This window comes from Streptomyces sp. NBC_01298 (genome assembly GCF_035978755.1).
Classification (GTDB): Bacteria; Actinomycetota; Actinomycetes; order Streptomycetales; family Streptomycetaceae; genus Streptomyces.
This window is the reverse complement of record NZ_CP108414.1, coordinates 6996064-7019959: the sequence shown is the minus strand read 5'-3', so window position 1 is coordinate 7019959 and position 23896 is coordinate 6996064. Positions and strand designations below refer to the sequence as shown.

Genomic DNA, 23896 nt, shown 5'->3' with positions numbered 1-23896 from the left:
ATAAACAGGTCCGGGGGTCCGCACAACCAAAAAACCCGCGGCGCCCGAAGGCACCGCGGGTCCTGGAGGCCCGTGTGGGCCGGGGGTCCTAGAGACCGACCTCGCGCATGAGCATGCCGACCTCGGTGTTGGTCAGGCGGCGCAGCCAGCCGGACTTCTGGTCACCGAGCTCGATCGGGCCGAAGGAGGTCCGCACGAGCTTCTCGACCGGGAAGCCGGCCTCGGACAGCATGCGGCGGACGATGTGCTTGCGGCCCTCGTGGAGGGTCACCTCGACCAGGTAGTTCTTGCCGAGCTGGTCGACGACGCGGAAGTGGTCGGCGCGGGCGTAGCCGTCCTCCAGCTCGATGCCGTCCTTGAGGCGCTTGCCGATGTCGCGCGGCAGCGGGCCGGTGATCGCGGCGACGTAGGTCTTCTTCACGCCGTACTTGGGGTGCGTGAGGCGGTGGGCCAGCTCACCGTGGTTGGTGAGCAGGATGATGCCCTCGGTCTCGGTGTCGAGCCGGCCGACGTGGAAGAGACGCGTCTCACGATTGGTGACGTAGTCGCCGAGGCACTGGCGGCCGTCCGGGTCCTCCATGGTGGAGACGACGCCGGCCGGCTTGTTCAGCGCGAAGAACAGGTACGACTGGGTGGCGACGGTCAGGCCGTCCACCTTGATCTCGTCGGTCGGCTTGACCCGCTTGCCCTGCTCCAGCACGATCTCGCCGTTGACCTCGACGCGGGCCCGCTCGATGAGCTCCTCGCACGCACGGCGCGAGCCCATGCCGGCACGGGCGAGCACCTTCTGCAGACGCTCACCCTCCTCCTCGGCACCCGGGAAGGTCTTCGGGGTCTTGATCACGGGCTTGTCGGCGTACCGGTCGCGCACGCGCTCCTCGATCCGCGCCTCCAGCTCGCGCGGCTTCGACTGGCCGCTGCGGCTGCCGGGACCGATGCGCGGGCCGCCCGCGCCGCCGATCGCGGGGGCCTTGGCGGTCCTGGGGCCGCCCTTGGCGCCACCGCGGGCCGCCGCGCCGCGCGCACCGCCACGGTTGCCGTCGGCCGCGCCACGGGCACCGCCGCCGCCCGCCTTGGCACCGCCGCGGCCGTTGCGCTCGCCCTCGGGGCCTACGTCGTAGCGACGCTCCTCGGGGCGCGGGTTGCGGATGCGGGGGGCCTCCTCGCGGTCACGGTCGGAGCCGCCGCCCTGGTAGCCACCGCCGGAGCCGCCCTGGTAGCCGCCACCGGAGGAGCCGCCACGGGAGCCGCCACCCTGGTAGCCACCACCCGAGGAGCCGCCACGGGAGCCGCCACCCTGGTAGCCACCACCCGAGGAGCCGCCACGGGAGCCGCCACCCTGGTAGCCACCACCCGAGGAGCCGCCACGGGAGCCGCCGCCGGAGCCGCCACCCTGGTAGCCACCACCCGAGGAGCCGCCACGGGAGCCACCGCCCTGGTAGCCACCGCCCGAGCTGCCACCGCGGGAGCCACCACCGCCGCCGGAGCCGCCACCCTGGTAGCCACCACCGGAGGACCCACCGCGGGAGCCGCCACCCTGGTAGCCACCGCCTGAGCTGCCACCGCGGGAGCCACCACCGCCGCCGGAGCCGCCGCGGGGGGCGCTACCGCGCCCGCCTCCACCGCCGCCGCCGCTGTTCCTGTTGCCGCCACCGTTGCCGTTGCCGCTGCTTCGCATCAAAGTTCCGTCGTCTTGTCGTCTTCATCGGTATCCGGAGAGTCCGGATCGAACGACGGAACACCCTCTTGCGTCTCGGCTTCGATCGCGTCCGCCTCGGGGAGGAAGGGCGCGAGCTCCGGGAGCTCGTCCAGGCCACGCAGGCCCATCCGCTCCAGAAAGTAGTTCGTCGTCCTGTACAGGATCGCACCTGTTTCGGGTTCCGTCCCCGCCTCCTCCACCAGACCCCGCTGGAGGAGGGTGCGCATGACCCCGTCGCAGTTGACTCCGCGGACCGCCGAGACCCGCGACCGGCTGACCGGCTGGCGGTACGCGACGACCGCCATGGTCTCCAGCGCCGCCTGGGTGAGACGGGCCTGCTGGCCGTCCAGTACGAAGGCCTCGACCGCCGGCGCGCAGTCCGCCCGGCTGTAGAACCGCCAGCCCCCGGCGACCAGCCGCAATTCGAATCCGCGGCCCTGGGCCTCGTACTCGTCCGCGAGCTCGCGCAGCGCCCCCGCCACCTCGCGGGGGGTCCGCTCCAGCACCTTGGCCAGGTGCGCCTCGGTCGCCGGCTCGTCCACGACCATGAGGACCGCCTCCAGGGCGGGCTTCAGCGCGAGTCCGGCCACGGCGGCCGCCGTGTCACTCATTCCTTGACCTCCACGATCTGGTCGAACTCGTCCGTCACCGTCGGCATGCCGTCCCCGTCCCCGCCGCTCCAGCGCACCGTGAGCGTCTTCAGGGCCTCCTCCTGGTCCAGGACCACCGCCTTCTCCCGGTAGAGCTCCAGGAGGGCCAGGAAGCGCGCCACGACGGTCAGGGTGTCGGCGGCGTCCTCGGTGAGTTCCTGGAAGGTGGCCTCGCCCCGGGCCTTGAGCAGCGCCACGACCAGGCCGGCCTGCTCCCGGACGCTCACCAGGGGCGCGTGGATGTGGTCCACGTACACCTGCGGCTTCGCCCGCGGCTGCATGGCCTTGACCGCGAGCCGGGCCAGCCCCTCGCCGCCGATGCTGATGACCACCTCGGGGAGCAGCTCGGCGAGGTGGGGCTCCAGCCCGACGGTGCGCGGGTAGCGCTTGCCCTCGACCTCGGCCCGGTCCTGGAAGATCTCGGCGATCCGCTTGTACGCCCGGTACTGCAGCAGCCGTGCGAACAGCAGGTCCCGGGCCTCCAGCAGCGCGAGGTCCCCCTCGTCCTCGACCTCGGCGACGGGCAGCAGCCGGGCCGCCTTCAGATCGAGCAGGGTGGCGGCGACGACGAGGAACTCGGTCGTCTGGTCGAGGTCCCAGTCGGGCCCCATGGCACGGATGTGCGCCATGAACTCGTTGGTGACCTCGGACAGCGCGACCTCGGTGACATCCATCTTGTGCCGGGAGATCAGCTGGAGCAGCAGATCGAAGGGCCCCTCGAAGTTCACGAGCCGTACGGTGAACCGCCCGTCCGCCGGGGCCGCGGCGGCCTCCTCGGCGCCGGCGGGGCCCTCCGGGCGCGGTACGGCCGCGACGGGGGAACCGGGCGGCCCGGGGAGCTCCTCCTCCCCCGGCACGGGGGCACCCGGGCCGCGGCCCAGCGAGCGGCGGGGCGGGAGGCCGGATTCGGCGGGAGGGGGCATCGCGATCCAGGGTGGTACGGAGGAAGTGGCCGGTCAGGGCCGGAGCCCGGTCCTCAAGGCTCCCACGCGAGCAGCGGGGACCCGGGCGGCCGGGCCGGGCAATTCCAGCGCTCCGGCGTTCGAGGACCGGGGTCCGGGGCGGAGCCCCAGGGTCCTTTCAGCCCGTCCGGCGTCTGAGGACCGGGGCCCCCGGGATCAGCGACCCCGGAGCCGCCGTACCAGGATGCTCGCGTCACCGCGGGACTCCAGATCGGCGAGCACCACCGCGACGGCCTCCCGCACGATCCGCCCGCGGTCGACCGCGAGCCCGTGCTCCCCGCGCAGCACCAGCCGCGCGTGCTCCAGGTCCATGAGCTCCTCCGCGGAGACGTAGACCGTGATCTTCTCGTCGTGCCGCTCGCGCCCGCTGGGCCGCCGGTTCGCACCCCGGCCCTGCCCCTTCCCCCGACCGGGGGTGGGGGCGGGGACGGCGTTACCGGAACCTTCCTGCGGACGCCGCTGCGGGCCGACGCCCGGCTCCGTACCGGCCCCAGCCTCCCGGCTGCGGCCCTCTCCCGCCGTGCCCTCCGCCGCCGACGCGGCGTGCTCGACTCCCCGCGACGACGGCGAGGACGACGTCAGCGCCATCCCTCCGGTCGTACGGAACAGTTCGTCGGCTCCGGGCAGACTCACTCGGCGGGACACCGGGCGAGCACCTCCCTGGCCAGCTGGCGGTAGGCGGCGGCGCCGACGGAGTTGGACGCGTACGTGGTGATCGGCTCGCCGGCGACCGTGGTCTCCGGGAACCGCACCGTACGGCCGATGACCGTGTGGTAGACGTGGTCGTCGAAGGCCTCGACGACGCGCGCCAGCACCTCGCGGCTGTGCACCGTGCGGGAGTCGTACATCGTGGCGAGGATGCCGTCGAGCTCCAGATCCGGGTTGAGCCGCTCCTGCACCTTCTCGATGGTCTCGGTCAGCAGCGCCACACCGCGCAGCGCGAAGAACTCGCACTCCAGCGGCACGATGACCTTGTGAGCCGCCGTCAGGGCGTTCACGGTCAGCAGACCGAGCGAGGGCTGACAGTCGATCACGATGTAGTCGTAGTCGGGCAGCAGGGGCTTCAGGGCCCGCTGCAGCGTCGACTCGCGCGCGACCTCGCTGACCAACTGCACTTCCGCGGCCGACAGGTCGATGTTGCTCGGCAGCAGGTCCATGTTGGGGACCGCCGTCTTCAGCAGCACCTCGTCGGCCGACATGCCCCGCTCCATGAGCAGGTTGTAGACCGTCAGGTCGAGTTCCATCGGGTTGACCCCGAGGCCGACCGACAGCGCGCCCTGCGGGTCGAAGTCGACGAGCAGCACCCGTCGTCCGTACTCCGCCAGCGCCGCGCCCAGGTTGATGGTCGACGTGGTCTTGCCCACGCCGCCCTTCTGGTTGCACATCGCGATGATCGTCGCCGGACCGTGGTCGGTCAGCGGACCCGGGATCGGGAAGTACGGCAGCGGCCGTCCGGTCGGGCCGATCCGCTCACGGCGCTGGCGGGCAGCGTCGGGGGCGAGAGTGGCCGCGTACTCGGGGTCGGGCTCGTACTCCGCGTCGGGGTCGTAGAAATGCCCCTCGGGCACCTGTTCGTAGTCGGCGAAACCCACGGGCTTATCGCCGCTCAGGTCGCCGGCCCTGGAGTTCACGTCTAGGCCGTCCATGCTCTTTTGGGGCGTCGTCATGTGCTGGTGGTTTGCGAAGGTGCGGACCGCTACGGATCCCACGGCTTCGATTCCGGCAGGACCCTGGCCCCGCGCAGGCCCTCCTGCTCGACCACCTCCAGGAGCAAATGTCGACTCATTCACAAGTCGTCTTACCTCCTCGGACGTGACCAGGACACTTATCGATAGGTCAGCGTGGCACCATGCCGACGGTTGGCGACTCTATGGCGTGTCACCACTCAGCGGCAACACAATCCGCCGGACCCGCCGCGATGTGTCGGCAACCGAACACCACTCTGTCAAGGGCGCACGAGCTGTCGCCGGGAAGTTTCACGGGTGTGCGAAAGGGTTAAAGGGTTACGTTCGAGGCGAGTTGAGCGGCCTCGCGGGCTACCCCGAGTACGCCTCCGGCCGGACCTCGCGAGCAAGGTCCGGCCGGATACGTGAGATTGACGTCAGTCGTTGACGGCTCAGCCGAGCAGCGTGCTCAGCTCGAGGGTCTCGAGACCGTGGGCCTCGGCGACCTCGCGGTAAACGACCTGGCCATCATGGGTGTTGAGGCCCAGCGCGAGCGCCGGGTCACGACGCAGCGCCTCGACCCAGCCGAGGTTCGCGAGCTGCACGATGTAGGGCAGCGTGGCGTTGGTGAGCGCGTAGGTGGAGGTGTTCGGCACCGCACCCGGCATGTTGGCGACGCAGTAGAAGACCGAGTTGTGGACCTGGAAGGTCGGCTCGGCGTGCGTGGTCGCGCGGGAGTCCTCGAAGCAGCCGCCCTGGTCGATCGCAATGTCGACAAGGACACTTCCGGGCTTCATCTTGGCGACGAGCTCGTTGGTGACCAGCTTCGGGGCCTTCGCACCCGGGATCAGCACCGCGCCGATGACGAGGTCGGCCTCGATGACGGCCTTCTCCAGCTCGAAGGCGTTGGAGACGATCGTCTTGATCTTCGTGCCGAAGATCTTGTCGGCCTCGCGGAGCTTGTTGATGTCGCGGTCCAGCAGGGTCACGTGGAAGCCCATGCCGACGGCGATCTGCACGGCGTTCCAGCCGGAGACGCCGCCGCCGATGACCACGCACTCGCCGGCGTGGGTGCCGGGGACGCCGCCGGGGAGCACGCCGCGGCCGCCGACCGAGCGCATCAGGTGGTAGGCGCCGACCTGCGGGGCCAGGCGGCCCGCGACCTCGGACATCGGGGCGAGCAGCGGGAGGGCGCGGTTCGCCGTCTCGACCGTCTCGTAGGCGATGGCGGTGGTGCCGGACTCCAGCAGGGCGTCCGTGCACTCGCGGGAGGCCGCGAGGTGCAGGTAGGTGAAGAGGGTCTGGTCCTTGCGGAGGCGGTGGTACTCCTCAGCGATGGGCTCCTTGACCTTCAGCAGCAGGTCGGCCGTCGCCCAGACCTCGTCGGCGGTGCCCAGGATCTCGGCGCCGGCGGAGACGTACTCCGCGTCCGTGATCGAGGAGCCCACACCGGCGTTCTGCTCGACGAAGACCTGGTGGCCGCCCCGGACCAGCTCATGCACGCCGGCGGGCGTGATGGCGACCCGGAACTCGTTGTTCTTGACCTCGCGGGGGATGCCGACCTTCATCGTGGCTCACGGTCCTTGGCTCAGGGGATGTTTCGGGGTACTTCCATACAAACCCGTTTACAAGAACACGCAACGGGATGCCCCAGGGGATGGCCTGGTGAACCCAGTCTAATGAAGGACGAGCCGCTGTCTAGCCTTGCAAAGTAATAATCTCAGTCGGAACCACTACGGATTTCGCAGGCCGCCGGGTCATCTCCCAGCAATCTGTCGGCCGCGGACCTGTGCAGCCTCGCGGCCGCGGGATCCCCGAGCCGGTCCAGCGTGTCGGCCAGCCGGACCTGGAGCGCGGCCTGAAGCCGCAGGTCCCCGGCCTTGCGCGCCAGCTCCACCGCTTCCCGGCAGGTGTGCAGCGATTCCTCGGGCCGCCCCGCGTACTCCTGGATCCGCGCCATCTCGCTCAACGCCTTTGCCTGGCCCGGGACATCGGCCAGCTTCCGATAGCCGGCCGAGGCCGCCCGCCAGCTCCGCAGCGCGTCCCCGTACCGGCCCGCGTACGTGTGCACGTTCCCCAGCCGTCCGTACAGCCGAGCCTCGTCCGCCCGCTCACCCCGCGCGAGCGCGTGGGACAGGGCCCGGCCAAACCAGTCGGAGGCCCGGTGCCAGTCCCCCAGCTCCTGGTGCGCGCCGCCTACGGATTCCATCGCGCGGCCCGACGCGTACGGGTCGTTCGCCGCCTTTCCCGCGTCCAAAGCGGCCCGGTACCGGTCCAGCGCCTCCCGCGTCCGGCCCGTCTCGGCGTCCAGATCGGCCAGGTTCAGCAGCGCGGCGGCCTGTTCCCGGTGCAGATCGCGCCGCTCGGCCACGTCCAGCACGAGCTGGTGCAGCCCGTAGAGCTCGGGAGCCGCCCCGGCGGTGCCGCGGTGCTCGGACAGGGCCCGCGCCAGCGCCGCCACGAACCTGCGCGCCAGGGTGTCCAGCTCCCCGTCGGCCACCGCCAGCGAGGCGGCGGCCAGCAGCGCGGGCAGCCGGGTGTCCAGCCAGGTCTCCGCGGCCCGCCGGTCGGCGAAGCGGAGCGCGCGCGGCACCCCGTCGAGCTTCTCCGGCGCCCCGACGGCGCCGCCGGGCCCGTCGTGCCCCTCGGCGTCCGGCTCCGCCATCGCCCGGCAGGACAGGAGCAGCCGTACGGTGCGCTCCAGCATCCGGGCCCGTGCGAGCTGGACCTCGGCGGGCCGCTCCTTGGCCTCCAGCAGGGCCTGGAGCAGCGGCGCGAGGCAGCCGGGCAGCAGGTACAGCCCGTCGTGGGCGGGTCTGAGCAGGCCCAGCGCGGCGAAGTCCTCCAGGGTCGACTGCGCGGCGGCGACGGAGCAGCCGGCCAGGGCGGAGGCGACGTGGGAGTCGACCAGGCCCGCGGGGGCGAGCGGAAGCAGCCGCAGGGTCCGCTGGGCGGGCTGCGGGAGGGATTCGTAGACGAGCCTGAAGGCCTTGGCGAGCGGGCCGCCGACCCCGCCGGGCATATCGTGCAGTTGCTTGCCCACGTCCGCCACGGAGGCCTTGGGGCGCGCGGCGAGCCAGCCGCCCGCGAGGGCGAGCGCGGCGGGCTGGCCACCGCACTCCTCGGCGAGGGCTTCGGCCGCGCGCGGGTCGTTCGCCGCACGGATGTCGCCGATGCGCTGGACCAGCATGCGGACGGCCGAGGGGGTGTCGAGGCCACCGAGGGTGCAGGGCCGGACATCCGGAATCCCGGTCAGGGGGCCCTCCGAGGTGACGACGACCAGGCACTCGGGGGTGTCCGGCAGCAGGGCGTCCACCTGGTGCGGATCGGAGGCGTCGTCGACGAGCAGGACCATGCGGCGGCCGGCCAGGGCCGTGCGCAGGGCGGAGCTGAGATCGTCCTCCCCGGCGCCGGGCGGGGTGGGCTGCCCGAGCCCCTCCAGGAGGGTGCGGACGGCACGCTCCGTGGCGACGCCCTCGCCCGTGGGGGCGGTGAGCCGGACCCTCAGCACCCCGTCGGGGTAGTCCTCGGCGATCTCGCGCACCAGCGCTTCGGCGAGGGCCGTCCGGCCGGAGCCCGGGCGCCCCGCGACGAGCAGCACCCGGGCCCGCGGGGACTTGGCCTTGCGGCCGGAGAGGGTGTCGAGCCCGGTTCGCGCGATGTCCTCGCGGAGCTCCTTGAGCTCACGCCGCCGCCCGACGAAATCCGTCACGGATCCGCTCCTCTCGCTGCCTTCGGATTGCGAGCGTAGTTCACGCAGAGCGACGAACAGGGTGGAGCGCGGCGGACAAATCGCCCGATCGGATCAGCGGATGGGCACATTTACCTCCTACGTCACGCGCCCCTCGCACCGCTGCGCCGGACTCCGTCCGACGGTGACCGGGCGGGGTGCTCGCCACCGCCGTCCCGGCGCGGGCCCGGTGGGCGGGTGCGGGTGGCTCGGCCCTGCGGGGCGGAGTTCCCCTACCCGCCCTTCCACCGTTCCCCGGGCTCTGCCCGGACCCGGTCCTCAAGCGCCGGACCGGCTGGGAGGGGTACCGGGCTGCGCCCGGACCCCCTGGGGCTCCGCCCCAGACCCCGGTCCTCAAACGCCGGACGGCTGGAGTGGCGCGGGCGGCCTGGAATATCCCCCCGGCCGGGGTCGGGGGCTGCGGCCGGGGCGGGGACGGGGGCGGGGTGGGGTGTTGGCCGGGACGTAAAGCGTGATGTGTGGCGCACTACTCGGGATCACTGTCGGAGTAGGGGGCAGGGCGCCTAAATCATGCAGTCCAGGCCGACACCCCACCCCGCCCCCGGCACCGACCCCCCACCCGCAGCGAGCGCCACACCGGCACAACCCCAGCCCCGCCGGCGCTTGAGGCGCAGGGCCCCGGGGACAGCGTCCCCGGCAGCGGCGCCGCAGGGCTACGCCTCGTACGGCCGGGCCTGCCAGGGGGCGTCCGCCGGGCGGAGGGAGGACAGGGCCGGGTCCGTGGACAGGGCCGCCGCGAGCGCCAGGACTCCCGTGACCAGCCCGGGGTTGCCCAGCGAGCCCGCCAGCACACCCCGTACCAGCGAAGCCAGTGGCATCCACGCCACCTCCATGTCCGCCTCCTCGGAGCCGGACTCCGCGTAGCGCTCGCCGTCCGCCTCCGAGACCCCCCGCGCGAGGAAGATCCGAGTGGCCTCGTCGGAGCCGCCGGGGGACGCGTAGAAGTCCGCCAGCACCCGCCAGTCCTCGGCCTTGACGTGCGCCTCCTCCGCGAGCTCGCGCTGCGCCCCGTGCAGCGGGTTCTCCCCCACGACGTCCAGCAGCCCCGCCGGGAGCTCCCACAGCCGCCGCCGCACCGGGTGCCGGTACTGGCTCAGCACCAGCACCCGCCCCGCGTCGTCCAGGGCCAGCACGCACACCGACCCGGGATGCACCTGGTAGTCGCGGCGGGCCACGGACCCGTCCGGCATCCGCACCTCGTCGGAAGCAACCGCCGTCTTCGCGCCCTGGAACGGCCGCTGGGTGGACAGCGTCTCCCAGGATTCCGACGTGTCCTTGATCTCCATGCCCGACATGCCCCGAAGCCCTCCACAACGCGCGACAGCCGGGGTACGGAACTCCGTACCCCGGCTGTCTACGGTATGTGCCGTACGACTACTTCGCGGCCTGCTGCCGCTCCACGGCCGCCTTGACCAGACCCGCGAAGAGCGGGTGCGGGCGCGTGGGGCGCGAGCGGAGCTCCGGGTGGGCCTGGGTGGCCACCAGGTAGGGGTGGACCTCGCGCGGGTACTCGACGTACTCGACGAGCTTGTTGTCCGGGGAGGTGCCGGAGAAGACCAGACCGGCCTTCTTCTCCAGCTCACCGCGGTAGGCGTTGTTGACCTCGTAGCGGTGACGGTGGCGCTCGTCCACGTACGCCTGGTCGCCGTAGACCTCGCGCACGATGGAACCCTCGGCGAGCTTCGCCGGGTACATGCCCAGGCGCATGGTGCCGCCCAGGTCGCCCGCGCCCTCGACGAAGGCCAGCTGCTCCTCCATCGTGGAGATCACCGGGTTCGGGGTGGAGGCGTCGAACTCGGTGGAGTTCGCGTCCTCGATGCCCGCCAGGTTCCGCGCGGCCTCGATGACCACGCACTGCAGGCCCAGGCACAGGCCGAGCAGCGGGATCTTGTTCTCGCGGGCGTAGGTGATCGCGCCGACCTTGCCGTTGACACCGCGGTCGCCGAAGCCGCCGGGCACGCAGATCGCGTCCACGTCGCCGAGCACCGCCGCGGCGCCGGCCGGGGTCTTGCAGTCGTCGGAGGTGACCCACTTGATCTGGACGCGGGCCTTGTTGGCGAAGCCGCCGGCGCGCAGCGCCTCGGTCACCGACAGGTAGGCGTCCGGCAGGTCGATGTACTTGCCGACGAGCGCGACCTTGACCTCGTGGTCGGGGTTGTGGACCCGGTCCAGCAGGTCTTCCCAGACGGTCCAGTTGACGTCGCGGAACGGCAGGTCGAGCTTGCGCACGACGTACGCGTCCAGGCCCTCGGTGTGCAGCACCTTGGGGATGTCGTAGATCGACTTGGCGTCGATCGCGGCGACCACGGCCTCTTCGTCGACGTCGCACATCAGCGAGATCTTGCGCTTGATGGAGGTGGGGACCTCGCGGTCGGCGCGCAGCACGATGGCGTCGGGCTGGATGCCGATGTTGCGCAGCGCCGCGACCGAGTGCTGGGTCGGCTTGGTCTTCAGCTCGCCGGAGGGGCCGATGTAGGGCAGCAGCGAGATGTGCACGACGAAGACGTTGTCGCGGCCGACCTCGTGGCGGACCTGGCGGACGGTCTCCAGGAACGGCAGCGACTCGATGTCGCCGACGGTGCCACCGACCTCGGTGATCACCACATCCACATCGTCGGTCGCCATGCGGCGGATGCGGTGCTTGATCTCGTTGGTGATGTGCGGGATGACCTGCACGGTGTCACCGAGGTACTCGCCGCGCCGCTCCTTGGCGATGACCTGCGAGTAGACCTGGCCGGTGGTGACGTTGGCCGAGCCGTCGAGGTCGACGTCGAGGAAGCGCTCGTAGTGACCGATGTCCAGGTCGGTCTCGGCGCCGTCGTTGGTGACGAACACCTCACCGTGCTGGAACGGGTTCATCGTGCCGGGGTCGACGTTCAGGTACGGGTCGAGCTTCTGCATCGTGACCCGAAGACCGCGCGCCTTCAGCAGCGCACCCAGGCTGGAGGCCGTCAGGCCCTTGCCGAGGGAGGAAGCGACACCCCCGGTGACGAAGATGTGCTTGGTCGTCATGGATTTGGGCGGCATCGCCAAGAGGGGGCTCCCGTGGGTCGCGAGGTGAGGTGCGTCCGGCGCCTGCCACCGTCGATCCGAAGGGGTCTCAGGGGGCGCCGAAGCTGCGGTTTCGGGGCTCCTGATTTGCACAGGCAGACCACCGGTCCACGGGATACCAGCCTATCAGCGCCCGGGCCGGTCCGCCTCCGGCCGCGCGGCGGGGGCGTCCCGCGGGATGCCCCCGGGGCGTCCGAGGGCTATCCGAGAGGCATTCGAGGGGTGTTCCAGGGCCGTCCGGGACGATCTCCGCGGGGTCGGTCACCGCGGTATCACCGACGCTCACCCGTTCGGCCGAACCTCATTGTCCCCAAGCTGACGAGGATCACTAGGGTGCCGTCTTGTCCTGCTCGGATCTCGATCACATCCCCGCCGAGCGGCCCCGCGAACGGCGTAACCCGTCCGGTTCCGGAATCATGGGCTGGACGCGGCCATCCTCATCACCGGAGAATCCGCGGCATCGCGCAATGCAAGCGCCCTTCGGGGCGGACGTGGCTGTTCGACTGGAGATGCAACGTGTCCGGGCGCATCGAGGATTACGCACTGATCGGCGACATGCAGACCGCGGCATTGGTCTGCCGGGACGGGGCGGTGGACTGGCTGTGCCTGCCACGCTTCGATTCCCATGCCGTCTTCGCGAGCATTCTCGGCACCGAGGAACACGGGTTCTGGCGGATCGGCCCGGCGTTCCCGGCCGGTACGGAGGCCCCGCGTGCCACCCGGCGCCGCTACCGCGGGGACTCGCTGGTCCTGGAATCCGAGTGGGACACCCCGCGCGGCACGGTCCGCGTGATCGATTTCATGCCGCCCCGCGAGGACCACGCACCGCAGATCATCCGCATCGTGGAGGGCATCAGCGGGCGCGTCCCCATGCGCTCGGCGCTCCGCATGCGCTTCAGCTACGGCCGGGTCGTGCCCTGGGTGCACCGGGTCGACGACCGGACCGTGGCCGTCGCGGGCCCCGACTCGGTCTGGCTCGACACCGATGTGCAGACCTACGGCAAGGACCTGACCACGTACTCCGACTTCACGGTCGGGCCCGGCGACCGGAAGGCGTTCTGCATCAGCTGGCAGCCCTCGCACAAGGAGCCGCCGCAGCCGCCCGAGGCCGAGGAGGCCCTGGAGGCCACCACCGAGTTCTGGCGGGACTGGGTCGAGCAGTGCACGTACCACGGCCCCTACCGGGAGGCCGTGATCCGCTCCCTGATCACCCTCAAGGCGCTCACCTACGGCCCCACGGGCGGCATCGTCGCCGCGCCGACCACCTCCCTCCCGGAGGAGATCGGCGGCAGCCGCAACTGGGACTACCGCTACACCTGGCTCCGCGACGCCGCCATCACCCTGTCCTCGCTGCTGCGCACCGGCTACCGCGAGGAGGCCTCCGCCTGGCGGGACTGGCTGCTGCGCGCGGTCGCCGGCGACCCGGAGAACCTGCAGATCATGTACGGGATCGCCGGTGAGCGCGAGCTCGGCGAGACCGAGCTCGACTGGCTGCCGGGCTACGAGAACTCCGGCCCGGTCCGGGTCGGCAACGGCGCCGCCGGCCAGCTCCAGCTCGACGTGTACGGCGAGGTCACCGAGGCCCTGCACCTGGGCCACATGACGGGCCTGGCGCGCAACGACTACGCCTCCCTGCTCCAGCTCAAGCTGATCCGCTACCTGGAGACCAACTGGGACCAGCCCGACGAGGGCATCTGGGAGGTGCGCGGTCCGCGCCGGCACTTCGTGCACTCGAAGGTGATGGCGTGGGTGGCCGTGGACCGCACGATCAGGCTGATCGAGAGCGGGGACGCGGACGGGCCGCTGGATCGGTGGCGGGAGCTGCGCGACGAGATCCACCAGGACGTCTGCGAGAAGGGCTACGACAAGGAACGCAACACCTTCACGCAGTCCTACGGGTCCAAGGAGCTGGACGCGTCCCTCCTGCTGATCCCGCAGATGGGCTTCCTGCCGCCGGACGACAAGCGGGTGATCGGCACCATCGAGGCGATCCAGCGCGAGCTGTCCACCCCCGACGGTTTCATCCTGCGCTACCCGACCTCGGGCGAGGAGGCGGGCGTGGACGGTCTGGAGGGCGACGAGGGGGCCTTCCTGGCGTGCTCGTTCTGGATGGCCGACGACCTGGCGATGATCGGCCGGGTCGACGAGGCCCGCCGGCTCTTCGAGAAGCTGCTCGCGCTCCGCAACGACCTGGGGCTGCTGGCGGAGGAATGGGATCCGAAGCTCCAGCGCCAGGTGGGCAACTTCCCGCAGGCCTTCAGCCACGTCCCCCTGATCGACACGGCCCTGCGGCTGACGGCGAGCGGTGCGTACGGGGGCTGACTAACCTGGAGGGGTCGTAGGCCTTTCCGCACCTTCCGCATCTCCCGGAAGGGGGTAGCCATGGCTCCCCTCTCGAAGGCGGGCACGGCACTCGCCGAGCTCCGCGAGGACCTGTCCGGCGCCGTCCTGGCTCCCGAGGATCCGGGGTACGACGAGGCCCGGGCCGTCTACAACGGGATGATCGACCGACGGCCGGCCGTCATCGCGCAGTGCGAGAGCCCGGTGGACGTGGTGACCGCCGTGCGTTTCGCACGGCGGCTCGACCTGCCGGTCGCGGTGCGCGGCGGCGGCCACAGCGTGGCCGGGATGTCCCTGAACGACGGCGGCCTGGTAGTGGACCTGCGCCGGATGCGGGCGGTGACGGTCCATCCCGGGGCCTCGTCCGTCAGCGTCGAGGGCGGCGCCACGATGAGCCATCTGGACCGGGCCTGCGAGCGGTACGGACTGGCGACCACCGGCGGCCGCGTCTCCACCACCGGGGTCGGCGGCTTCGTCCTGGGCGGCGGAACGGGCTGGCTGGACCGCAAGTTCGGCCTGGCCGTGGACAACCTGCTCGCCGTGGACCTGGTCACGGCCGACGGGGAGATGGTGACGGCGACCGCGCAGGACCGTCCCGAGCTGTTCTGGGGGCTGCACGGCGGCGGCGGGAACTTCGGCATCGCGACCTCCCTGACCCTGCGGCTGCACGAACTGCCGGTCATGTCCCTCGCGTTCCTGCTGTACCTGCCGGAGCACGGGCCCGAGATGGTCCGTACGTACCGGGACGTCATGGAGGACGGGCCGCGCGAGGCCGGCGGCGGCGCCATCTACCTGACCGGCCCGCCCGAGGAGTTCGTCCCGCCGCACCTGGTCGGCGCGCTGCTGGCGGGCGCACTGGTCACGTACGCGGGACCCGAGGAGGAGCTGCGGCGGCTCGTGGCGCCGCTGCTGGCGATCCCGCACGAGGTGGAGATGGTGACCGCCCTCCCCTACCCGGACCTCCAGTGCATGCTCGACGATCCGCCGGGCCTGCGGAACTACTGGTCGGCGGAGTACCTGACCGGTGTGCCCGACGCGTTCGTGGACGTGTTCTGCGCCCGCGCGGACTCCATGCCGGTGCCGAGCGGCACCCAGCACGTGGTGTGGCCCCAGGGCGGCGCGATCGCCGAGGGGCCGGCCGACTACCCGGTGTCCTTCCGCGACGCGCCCTGGGCGGTGCACCCGTTCGCCGCCTGGGAGGACCCGGGCGACGACGACCGCTGCCGCCAGTGGGTCAAGGACGTCCGCGCCGACGTCCGGCCGTGGAGCACCGGCGCGGTCTACCTCAACTTCACCGGGGACGAGGGCGGTGACCGGGTGGCGGCCGGCCTCGGGCCCGAGAACATGCGGCGGCTGGGCCGGCTGAAGCGGGAGTACGACCCGGACAACGTCTTCCGCTTCAACCACAACATCGCCCCCGCCTGACGGCCCGCCGGAGGCCTACGTGAGGGCGGTGATCACCTCCTGCGCCGCCCGCGCCCCCTCGGTCGCCCCGCCTTCCATGAACCCCTGGAAGTCGTAGCTGCAGTGCTCTCCGCCGATGTGGATCCGGCCCTGCGCGGTGCCCTCGTACTTGGCGTACTTGTGCAGGTAGCCGGTCGGCCAGTACGAGTAGGCGCCGAGCGCGTACGGGTTGCGGTGCCAGGCCGACAGCTGCGCCTTGCCGGTCCAGGCCGCCTTGGTGCCGGGGAAGAAGGCGTCGATCCCGGTGAGCATCCGGCCCGCGAGGGCGCGTACGTAGGGGTCGGAGTCGGTGGCGAAGGGGGTCGCCGGGGTGAGGGCGCCGGCCAGGGTGCCGCCGCCGTACTGGAGCAGGATGCCGCCGTTGCCCGGCTGGACCTTGGTGGTGTCCCAGGTCTGCTGGACCTCGCCGTCGGTGAAACAGTCGCCGGCGGAGACCCCCGGCCAGGGTCCGGTTCCGCGCCAGGGGCGGCTGGTGAACTGCATGTTGAGCTTGGTGCAGTAACCCATGCGGGCGTCGCGCAGGAGGTTCTTCATCAGCGGGTCGAAGCCGGCGCCGGTGATGTCGATCCGCTGGAGGATGGGCAGCGGCAGGCACAGGATGGTGTGGTCGGCCACGACCGTCCGGGTGGCGCCCGCGTCGTTGAAGGTCAGCGTCTGGGTGCCGTCGGCGGAGACGCGTACGGCGACCAGCTCGCGGCCCATGACGATCGACCCGGCGGGCAGGGACTGGGCGATGGCGTTCGGCAGCTGGTCGTTGCCGCCGGTGATGTGGTAGCGCTCGTTGGACAGGCCCCAGACGTTGAAGTTGCCCGGGTTGGGCTGGTAGCCCATCAGCAGGACCAGCGCGAGCGCGGACTGCTGATCGGTGTCGGCCCCGTACTCGACGTTGTACGCCACGTCGATGAAACGGCCGAGCCGCGAGGCGTGTCCGCCGGGGATCCGGGTCTCGATCCACTGGTACAGGGTCATGTTGTCGAGGGCGGTGCCGGCCGGGGTCGTGGTGTTCCAGGAGACCTCGCCGGCCTCCTGGAGGTCGCGGCGCAGCGCCTGGTAGACGGCGTTGAAGTCCTCGTCGGCCTGCTCGCGCGGATAGTAGGTCCCGTTGAACCAGAGGACCTCCTCCGCGCCGTTGGGGCCGCCGCCGAGGAAGTCCTCGGTGGGGAGGTTGAAGCGGCGGCACAGCTCGAGGATCTTCTTGTGGCTGGTGTCGATCAGCTCGCCGCCGATCTCGGAGGTCTGCCCGTAGGCCCACAGGGAGCGCTGGGTCCACATGCGGCCGCCGACGCGGCTCGGGTTGGCCTCGTAGAGCGTGCAGGGGACGCCCGCGTCCTTGAGGGTGAGGGCGGCCGTCAGCCCCGAGATGCCGGCGCCGACGATGGCGACGCGGGCGGGGGTGACGGGCTTCTTGTCGGCCTCCACGGCGTGGGCGAGCGCGGGGGCGCCGGCCGCCGAGGCGACGGCGGTACCGAGGCCGAGCGCGGCGGCGCGGCCGAGGAGCTGGCGGCGGGTGGAGCCGCGGACCTCCGCCACGGGGAGTCCGAGCCGTCGGGCGGCGGCGTGTTCGGCGGCGAGCTGACGGAGCACGTGCATGAGTGGCGTACGGGCCATGGCGGTGGCTCCTTCTCAGACGTTCGCGGCGGAGGTGGCGGGCTCATCGGTGGACTCGTCGGTGCGCTCGGCGGCGTCCTCCAGGACGACGCGGCCGATGATCTCGTAGCGGGCGGGGGCCTTGTACTTCAGCCACAGGCCCAGTCCCAGTCCGCCGAAGAAGACGAGCCCGACGATCCACGGGATCAGCGTGAAGAAGAACGAGTCGGCGGCCAGCCCGGCGGCCGTCTTCATGTTGACCAGCAGCAGGACGACCACGGCGGCCATGGCGACGCCGCCGATCAGCGGGGCCGTGAAGGTGCGGAACCAGTGCCGGTCCTCCGGGTGGTTCTTGCGGAAGTAGCCGATCACCGCGAAGGAGCACAGGGTCTGCACGATGAGGATGGCCATGGTGCCGAGGATCGCGAGCAGCGTGTACAGGTGGATGTACGGGTCCTGCCCGGTCAGCCAGAACAGCGCGACCAGGCCGGTGGCGATGGCCGTCTGCACCGTGGAGGCGACGTACGGGGAGCCGTGCTTGGCGTGCGTACGGCCCAGGCCCGGGTGGAGGAAGCCCTCGCGGCCGATGGCGTAGAGGTAGCGGGCGGCGCACTGGTGGAAGGCCATGCCGCAGGCGAAGGAGCCGGTGAGCAGCAGCCACTGGAAGGCGTCGACGGCCCAGGCGCCGATGAAGGTCTGGGTGGGGGCGAAGAACAGGTCGAGCGGGCTCGCGGAGGCGGAGAGCTCCACGGACTTGGTCAGGCCGTTGCCGGCGATCGTCATCCAGGAGACGTAGATGTAGAAGAGGCCGACGCCGACGACGGAGATCAGGGTGGCCTTGGGGATGACCTTCTTCGGGTTCCGGGACTCCTCCCCGTACATGGCGGTGGACTCGAAGCCGACCCAGGACCAGAAGGCGAAGAAGAGGCCGAGCCCGGCGGAGGCGCCGGTGAAGGCGTTCTTGGGGTTGAGGGGTTCGACCGGTATCCCGTCCGGGCCGCCGCCCGCGATGAGCACGGCGGTGGCGACGGCGAAGAGGACGGCGATCTCGGCGATGAGCATGACGCCCAGCGCCTTGGCCGTGAGGTTGATGTCGAAGTGCGCGAGGGCCGCGGTGATGGCGAGCATGCCGGCCGCGTAGACGATCCAGGGCAGGTCCACGCCGAGCTGGTCGTGGACGGTGGTCTTGGTGAAGTAGGAGAAGACGCCGACGATCGAGGCCTCGAAGACGATGTAGGCCAGGACCGCGAGCATGCCGGAGGCCATGCCGGCGATCCGGCCGAGGCCGTGCGAGATGTACCCGTAGAAGGCGCCGGCCGCGGTGATCCGCTTGGCCATGGCCACGTAGCCGACGGCGAAGACGGTCAGGACGGCGGTCGCGAAGAGGTAGCCGGCGGGGGCGCCGATGCCGTTGCCGAAGCCGACGGCGATGGGCAGGTTGCCGGTCATCGCGGTGATGGGAGCGGCGGTGGCGACGGCCATGAAGACGACACCGACCAGGCCCACCGAATTGGCTTTCAGCCGCTGGACCTGGGGTGCGCCGCCGCCGGTGCTGCTATCCGTGCTCATGGCTCCTCGTTCCTGTCGTGAGGGCGCTCACTCTCTCCCCGCGTGACGTACGCCACAATCGGCATGCAGTCCGATAATCTCCTTGCAGGGGCGACGAGTTGTCGGGCCGGACGGGGGTAGATGGAACCCCGTAACCGCTCGGTGATGTCCACGGAACAAGAGCCCCGGTAGCGTCCGCCATATGGACAATCAGGGCGGGATCACGGTTCAGCGGGCACTTGAGCTGCCGGGGCTGCGCAGCGGACTTCCCGAGGTCGTGGCCTGCGCCGACCGGCTCGGCCGGACCGTGCGCTGGGTGCACGCGGGCGAGGTCCCCAACATCGCCTCCCTGCTCAAGGGCGGCGAGCTGCTGCTGACCACCGGCCTCGGCCTCGGCACCCGCCCCGCCGAGCAGCGCGCCTTCGTACGCCGCCTCGCGGACCGGGGCATCGCCGCCCTGGTCGTCGAGCTGGGACCCCGCTTCACCCGGCTCCCGGCGACCTTGGTGGAGACGGCGCGGGCGGTCGGCCTCCCCCTCGTCCAGCTGCACCGCGAGGTCCCCTTCGTGACCGTCACGGAGGAGGTCCACACCGAGATCGTCAACGGGCACTACGCCCTGCTCCAGCGCGCCGAGGAGGTCCACCGGCGCTGTACGGAGGCCCTGCTCGACGGCGGCGGCATCCCCCAGGTCCTGCACATCCTGGCGGACTTCACCGCGAACCCGGTCTTCCTGGAAACCCCCGACGGCCAGTTGCTGTACGCGGCGGGCCCGGTCGCCGGCGAGGCCGCGGCGGACCCGCTCCAGGTGTGGGAGGGCCTGCGGGGCCAGCGCGACCCGGAGCCCTCCGGCAACGCCGTGGTGGTCGATGTCCCGGGCGGCGGCCGCGGCACCGGCTCGGTGCGGGCCCGGCTGGTCCTGCTGGGGGTGTCCGCGCCGCTGCTGCCCGTGCACCGGATGGCCGCGGAGCGGACCGCCGGCGTACTGGCCGTCGTGCTGATGCAGGCCCGGCAGGAGGACGAGCTGGCGGCGCGCGGCCGCGGCGACTTCCTCACGGACCTCGCCGAGGGACGGATCTCGGCGGAGGACGCCCCCGCCCAGGCCCGCGTCCTGGGCTTCAAGCCGGGCCCCGGCCCGCTCCTGCCCATCGTCATGCGGCTGTCCTCGGACCTGGCCCCGTCCGGCAACTGGGCCGTGCTGGCCCGGGCCGTCCTGGAGGAACTCGCCTCCGTCGGCGTACCGGTGCTGCTCGGCGTCCGCCCGGTGGAAGGCCGCGTCCCCCTCCTGGTCTCCCTGCGCTCCGACGCCGAGCGCACGACGGTGTCCGACCGGGTCGCGGTGGCCCTGCGGACCGGCGTGGAGCGGGCGGGCCTGGACCGTGCGGGGGCCGCGCCGGCGGTGGTCGTCGGCGTGTGCGGCGGCTGGGCGACGGTCTCGGCGGGGCTGCGCCACGCGGCCGAGACGGCCACGGCCGCGCACGGACTCCCCGCCCGCCCCTGGTACGACGCCCGCCGCCTGGACATCGACCTGCTCCTGTGGCGGCTGCGCGAACACCCCGACCTGGCGGCCTTCGTGGACCGCGCGATCGGCGCCCTGCGCGTCCACGACACGGTCTCCCGGCCGCCGCTCCTGCCCACCCTGGAGACGTACCTGGCCCACGCGGGCCGCAAGGCGGAGACCGCTCGCGAGCTCCACCTGAACCGCCAGACCCTCTACAACCGCCTGGCCCGCATCTCGGAACTCCTGGGCGCGGACCTGGACGACCCGGAAACGGTCCTCTCCCTGAGCCTGGCCCTCCGGGCCCGCCGCCACACCACTGGTTCCTGACGCACGCCCGCACGGCGCGGCCCCGGCGGGCCTTACCGGCTTCGCCGCGCTGCGCCGAACTCCGTCCCGGCGCGGGCCCGGTCGGCGAATGCGGGTGGGCTGCCCTGCGGGGCGGGGTTCCCCCACCCGCCCTTCGCCCGTTCCCCGGGCCCTGCCCGGACCCGGTCCTCAAACGCCGGACGGCTGAAAAGAACGACCCCGGTCCGGGGCTGCGTACCCCGCCCCCGGCACCGACCCCACCCGCAGCAAGCCCGCCGGCCCAGGCAACCCCAGCCCCGCCGGCGATTGAGGCGCGGGGGCCCGGGGACCGGCAACGGCGCCGCACCCCTCCACGAACAGCCCGGCCAGGGCTACCGCCGGCGCGAGGTCAGTTCGTCGTACACCGACAGGACCTGCGCCACCGTGTCGTCCTCCGACGGCCACGTCAGAGCCTGGGCCCGACCCGCCACCGCCAGCTCCCCAAGCCGCGCGGGATCCGCCAGCAGCCCGGCCACCGCGGCGGCCAGCACTCCCGCGTCCCCGTAGGGCACCAGCACCCCCGCCGCCCCCACCAGCTCCGGGACCCCGCCCACCGCCGTGGCCACCAACGGCACGCCCAGCCGCAGAGCCTCCTGCGCGAGCGGCGACCGCGCCTCCCACCGGCTCGGCAGCACCGCGACGTCCGCCGCCGCGAGCAGCCGTGCGGCGTCCCGCCGCCGGCCGAGCAGCCGCACCGGCAGGTGCTCCGACTGGATGCGCCGCGCGAGCTCCGCCCGCATCGGTCCCTCTCCCGCGATGACCAGCAGCGGCATCGGGTCCAGGTCGCGCCATTCCCGCGCCGCGTCCAGCAGGACGGAGTACCCGCGCCGCGGCACCAGGCTCCCGACCGCGATCAGCAACGGCCGCTCCACGGCGCCGAGTTCCGCCCGCACCTTCCCGTGGTCCGGGGCATCCCAAGCGCCGGAGGACTCGGTGGCGGCGACGGCGACGGCCACCGCCGCCAGTCGCGCGTCCCGCGCTCCCCGCAGCCGGGCCAGGTCAACCTGAGCCGAGGAGGCGCCGAGGACGATCGCCGCGGCCCGCGCGACGTGCCGTTCCAGCAGCAGGCTGAGGCGGCCGCCGCCGGGGCCGGCGCCGTGCCAGCTCACGACCAGGGGGACCCGCCGCCCGCGCAGGGCCAGCGCCGCGCGCATGCCCGCCCGTACGCCGTGCGCGTGCACCACGTCGGCCTCCACGCACGCGGCCCGCAGCGCGCTCACCGCGTCCGGGGTGAAGCTCGCCCCGGCACCGGTGAAGTCGTACTCCCCCTCCGTCTCGACGGGCCCGCACACCGTGACCCGTACGCCGCGCGCGGCGAGCCCGGTGGCCAGCGACCGCACGTGCGCACCACCGCTCGCGCCGCCGAGCACCTGGACGGTGCGAAGGACGGGGACGGGGACCGGGACCGGGGAGCTGCTCACGGGCCGAAGCTCCAGGGTGAGGGAGGAAGAGGCAAGGACGTCGCTCAGAATGCCAGTCCGCACGCGCGTTCCGGGACCATACGGGTGCGGATCCCGTGTGAGATACCGCCACGACCCCCCGATCCTCACCCACACGGGCTAGCCGGGCGTCAGCGGGCTGACCCTGCCGACGAGGAGGAGCCCTACTCGCCGCTCCGGGCCGCCGCGAGCAGCTCTTCCGCGTGCGCCCGCGCCGATGCCGAGTCCTCGTGGCCGGCCAGCATCCGCGACAGCTCGCGGATCCGGGCCTCGCCCTCCAGGACGGTGACGCCGCTTCGGGTCACGGACCCGTCGTTGGTCTTCTCGACCAGCAGCTGCCGGTCCGCGAAGGCCGCCACCTGCGGCAGGTGCGTGACGACCACGACCTGCGCCACCTTGGCCAGCTTCGCGAGCCGCCGCCCGACCTCCACGGCCGCCTTGCCGCCGACGCCGGCGTCGACCTCGTCGAAGAGGTACGTCGGCACCGGGTCGGAGCCGGCGAAGACGACCTCGACGGCCAGCATCACCCGGGACAGCTCACCGCCGGAGGCGCCCTTGGCGATCGGCCGCGGCTGGGCGCCCGGGTGCGGGGCCAGCAGCAGTTCGACCTCGTCGACGCCGGAGGGCCCGTACGCGACGAACCGGCCGCCGACCTCGACCCCCTCGGGGTCCTCGGTCTGCCGGACGTCGATGGTGACCCGTGCGTGCGGCATCGCCAGGGAGGCCAGCTCCTCGGTGACCGCCGACGCGAAGCGGGTCGCCGCCTCGTTCCGTGCGTCCGTCAACGCCTGCGCCAGTGCGGAGAGTTCCAGCCGCAGCCCGTCCCGCTCGCCGGTCAGCTCGTCGATCCGCTCGTCGTCGCCGTCCAGCTCCAGCAGCCGTACGGAACCGCGTTCGGCCCACTCCAGGACGGAGCCGACCCCGCCCTCCGCGGATCCGTACTTCCGGATCAGCTGGGTCAGCGCCGCCCGCCGCTCCTCCACGGCCGCCAGGCGCAGCGGGTCGGCGTCCAGGTCGTCCGCGTACCCGGCGAGTTCCCCGGCCACGTCCCCGAGCAGGATGCCCAACTCCCCGATCCGCTCGGCGAGCGCGCCGAGCGCCGGGTCGTGGGAGCGTACGGATTCCAGTGCGCGGTGCGCGCCGGCGACGAGCGCGCCCGCGTCGACGCCCTCCGGGTCCTCGACGTTGCCCGCGAGGGCCGCGTGCGCGACCTGGGCGGCCGAGGACAGCGATTCGGCGTGCCCGAGGCGCTCCGCCTCCGCCGCCAGCTCGGTGTCCTCGCCCGAGAGCGGTTCCACGGCGGCGATCTCGTCGAGCCCGAAGCGCAGCAGATCGGCCTCCTGGGCGCGTTCCCGGGCCCGGGTGGTGATCTCCTCCAGCTCCCCGGCGACGGCGCGCAGCCTGCGGTGGGCGGCCGCGTACTTCTCCAGGGGGACCGCGACGGCGTCGCCCGCGTACCGGTCGAGGGCCTGGCGCTGCCGGGCGGGCCGCAGCAGGCCCTGCTGGTCGGTCTGGCCGTGGACGGCGACGAGGTCGTCGGCGAGCTCGGCGAGCAGCCCGACGGGCACGGAGCGGCCGCCGACGTGGGCGCGCGAGCGGCCCTCGGCGGAAACGGTCCGGCTGATCAGCAGGGCGCCGTCGTCGAGCTCGGCCCCGGCCTCCTCGGCGCGCAGCGCGGCGGGGGCGTCCGGGCGCATGACGATGCGCCCTTCGACGACCGCCGCCTTGGCCCCGATCCGCACCAGGGCGGGGTCGGCCCGTCCGCCGAGCAACAGCCCGAGGCTGGTGACGACCATGGTCTTGCCCGCGCCGGTCTCGCCGGTCACCGCGGTGAAACCGGGTGACAGCTCGACCACAGCGTCGTCGATGACCCCGAGCGACCGTATCCGCATCTCCTC

At 72.4% G+C, this 23896-nt stretch carries 16 protein-coding genes; 3 read left to right on the top strand and 13 right to left on the bottom strand.

The window, feature by feature from the left end; all coding sequences use genetic code 11:
* Positions 1-88 precede the first annotated feature (88 nt).
* From OG730_RS31895 to OG730_RS31855, 9 genes are all read right to left on the bottom strand, one after another.
* Positions 89-1678 carry a pseudouridine synthase gene (locus tag OG730_RS31895; RefSeq protein WP_327307472.1) on the bottom strand — a complete coding sequence of 530 codons (1590 nt, stop codon included), beginning with the start codon at positions 1676-1678 and terminating at the stop codon, positions 89-91.
* Entirely contained in the window at positions 1678-2310 is a 633-nt protein-coding gene (gene scpB / locus OG730_RS31890) for an SMC-Scp complex subunit ScpB (protein WP_327307471.1), read from the bottom strand. The genes OG730_RS31895 and scpB overlap by 1 nt, the downstream gene beginning before the upstream one ends.
* Complete coding sequence (locus OG730_RS31885) at positions 2307-3272, bottom strand: segregation and condensation protein A (protein ID WP_327307470.1); 966 nt, start codon at positions 3270-3272, stop codon at positions 2307-2309. The genes scpB and OG730_RS31885 overlap by 4 nt, the downstream gene beginning before the upstream one ends.
* A 195-nt stretch (positions 3273-3467) precedes the next feature.
* Positions 3468-3956, bottom strand: a complete 489-nt coding sequence (locus tag OG730_RS31880) for a hypothetical protein (RefSeq protein WP_327307469.1) — start codon at positions 3954-3956, stop codon at positions 3468-3470.
* Positions 3941-4978 (bottom strand): ParA family protein, encoded by a 1038-nt coding sequence (locus tag OG730_RS31875; RefSeq protein ID WP_327307468.1) that lies wholly within the window; start codon positions 4976-4978, stop codon positions 3941-3943. The genes OG730_RS31880 and OG730_RS31875 overlap by 16 nt, the downstream gene beginning before the upstream one ends.
* Positions 4979-5427: 449 nt before the next feature.
* Complete coding sequence (gene ald / locus OG730_RS31870) at positions 5428-6543, bottom strand: alanine dehydrogenase (protein ID WP_327307467.1); 1116 nt, start codon at positions 6541-6543, stop codon at positions 5428-5430.
* Between the two features lie 152 nt (positions 6544-6695).
* Positions 6696-8687: an AAA family ATPase gene (locus tag OG730_RS31865; protein WP_327307466.1), complete on the bottom strand. Its 1992-nt coding sequence runs from the start codon at positions 8685-8687 to the stop codon at positions 6696-6698.
* 692 nt (positions 8688-9379) lie between these two features.
* On the bottom strand, positions 9380-10012 hold the full coding sequence (locus tag OG730_RS31860) for an NUDIX domain-containing protein (protein WP_327309508.1): 633 nt from the start codon (positions 10010-10012) through the stop codon (positions 9380-9382).
* Between the two features lie 88 nt (positions 10013-10100).
* Positions 10101-11753 carry a CTP synthase gene (locus OG730_RS31855; protein ID WP_327307465.1) on the bottom strand — a complete coding sequence of 551 codons (1653 nt, stop codon included), beginning with the start codon at positions 11751-11753 and terminating at the stop codon, positions 10101-10103.
* Positions 11754-12293: 540 nt separating this feature from the next.
* On the opposite strand from OG730_RS31855, the gene OG730_RS31850 reads away from it, so the two are divergent.
* Positions 12294-14099 carry a glycoside hydrolase family 15 protein gene (locus OG730_RS31850; protein ID WP_327307464.1) on the top strand — a complete coding sequence of 602 codons (1806 nt, stop codon included), beginning with the start codon at positions 12294-12296 and terminating at the stop codon, positions 14097-14099.
* 60 nt (positions 14100-14159) lie between these two features.
* Positions 14160-15542, top strand: coding sequence for an FAD-binding protein (locus tag OG730_RS31845; RefSeq protein WP_327307463.1), 1383 nt, complete (start codon positions 14160-14162; stop codon positions 15540-15542).
* Positions 15543-15557: 15 nt separating this feature from the next.
* On the opposite strand, the gene OG730_RS31840 is transcribed toward OG730_RS31845, so the two are convergent.
* Together OG730_RS31840 and OG730_RS31835 are read right to left on the bottom strand one after the other, a co-directional pair.
* Positions 15558-17189: a flavin monoamine oxidase family protein gene (locus OG730_RS31840; protein ID WP_327307462.1), complete on the bottom strand. Its 1632-nt coding sequence runs from the start codon at positions 17187-17189 to the stop codon at positions 15558-15560.
* A gap of 15 nt (positions 17190-17204) precedes the next feature.
* Entirely contained in the window at positions 17205-18737 is a 1533-nt protein-coding gene (locus OG730_RS31835; protein ID WP_327307461.1) for an APC family permease, read from the bottom strand.
* Between the two features lie 181 nt (positions 18738-18918).
* Here OG730_RS31835 and OG730_RS31830 point away from each other — a divergent pair, with 181 nt between their 5' ends.
* A complete protein-coding gene (locus tag OG730_RS31830; protein ID WP_327307460.1) occupies positions 18919-20541 on the top strand; it encodes a PucR family transcriptional regulator in 1623 nt (540 codons plus the stop codon).
* Between the two features lie 350 nt (positions 20542-20891).
* Here OG730_RS31830 and OG730_RS31825 read toward each other — a convergent pair whose 3' ends face one another.
* Together OG730_RS31825 and recN are read right to left on the bottom strand one after the other, a co-directional pair.
* Positions 20892-21980, bottom strand: a complete 1089-nt coding sequence (locus OG730_RS31825) for a glycosyltransferase family 4 protein (protein WP_327307459.1) — start codon at positions 21978-21980, stop codon at positions 20892-20894.
* 182 nt (positions 21981-22162) lie between these two features.
* Complete coding sequence (recN, locus tag OG730_RS31820; RefSeq protein ID WP_327309507.1) at positions 22163-23890, bottom strand: DNA repair protein RecN; 1728 nt, start codon at positions 23888-23890, stop codon at positions 22163-22165.
* Positions 23891-23896 lie beyond the last annotated feature (6 nt).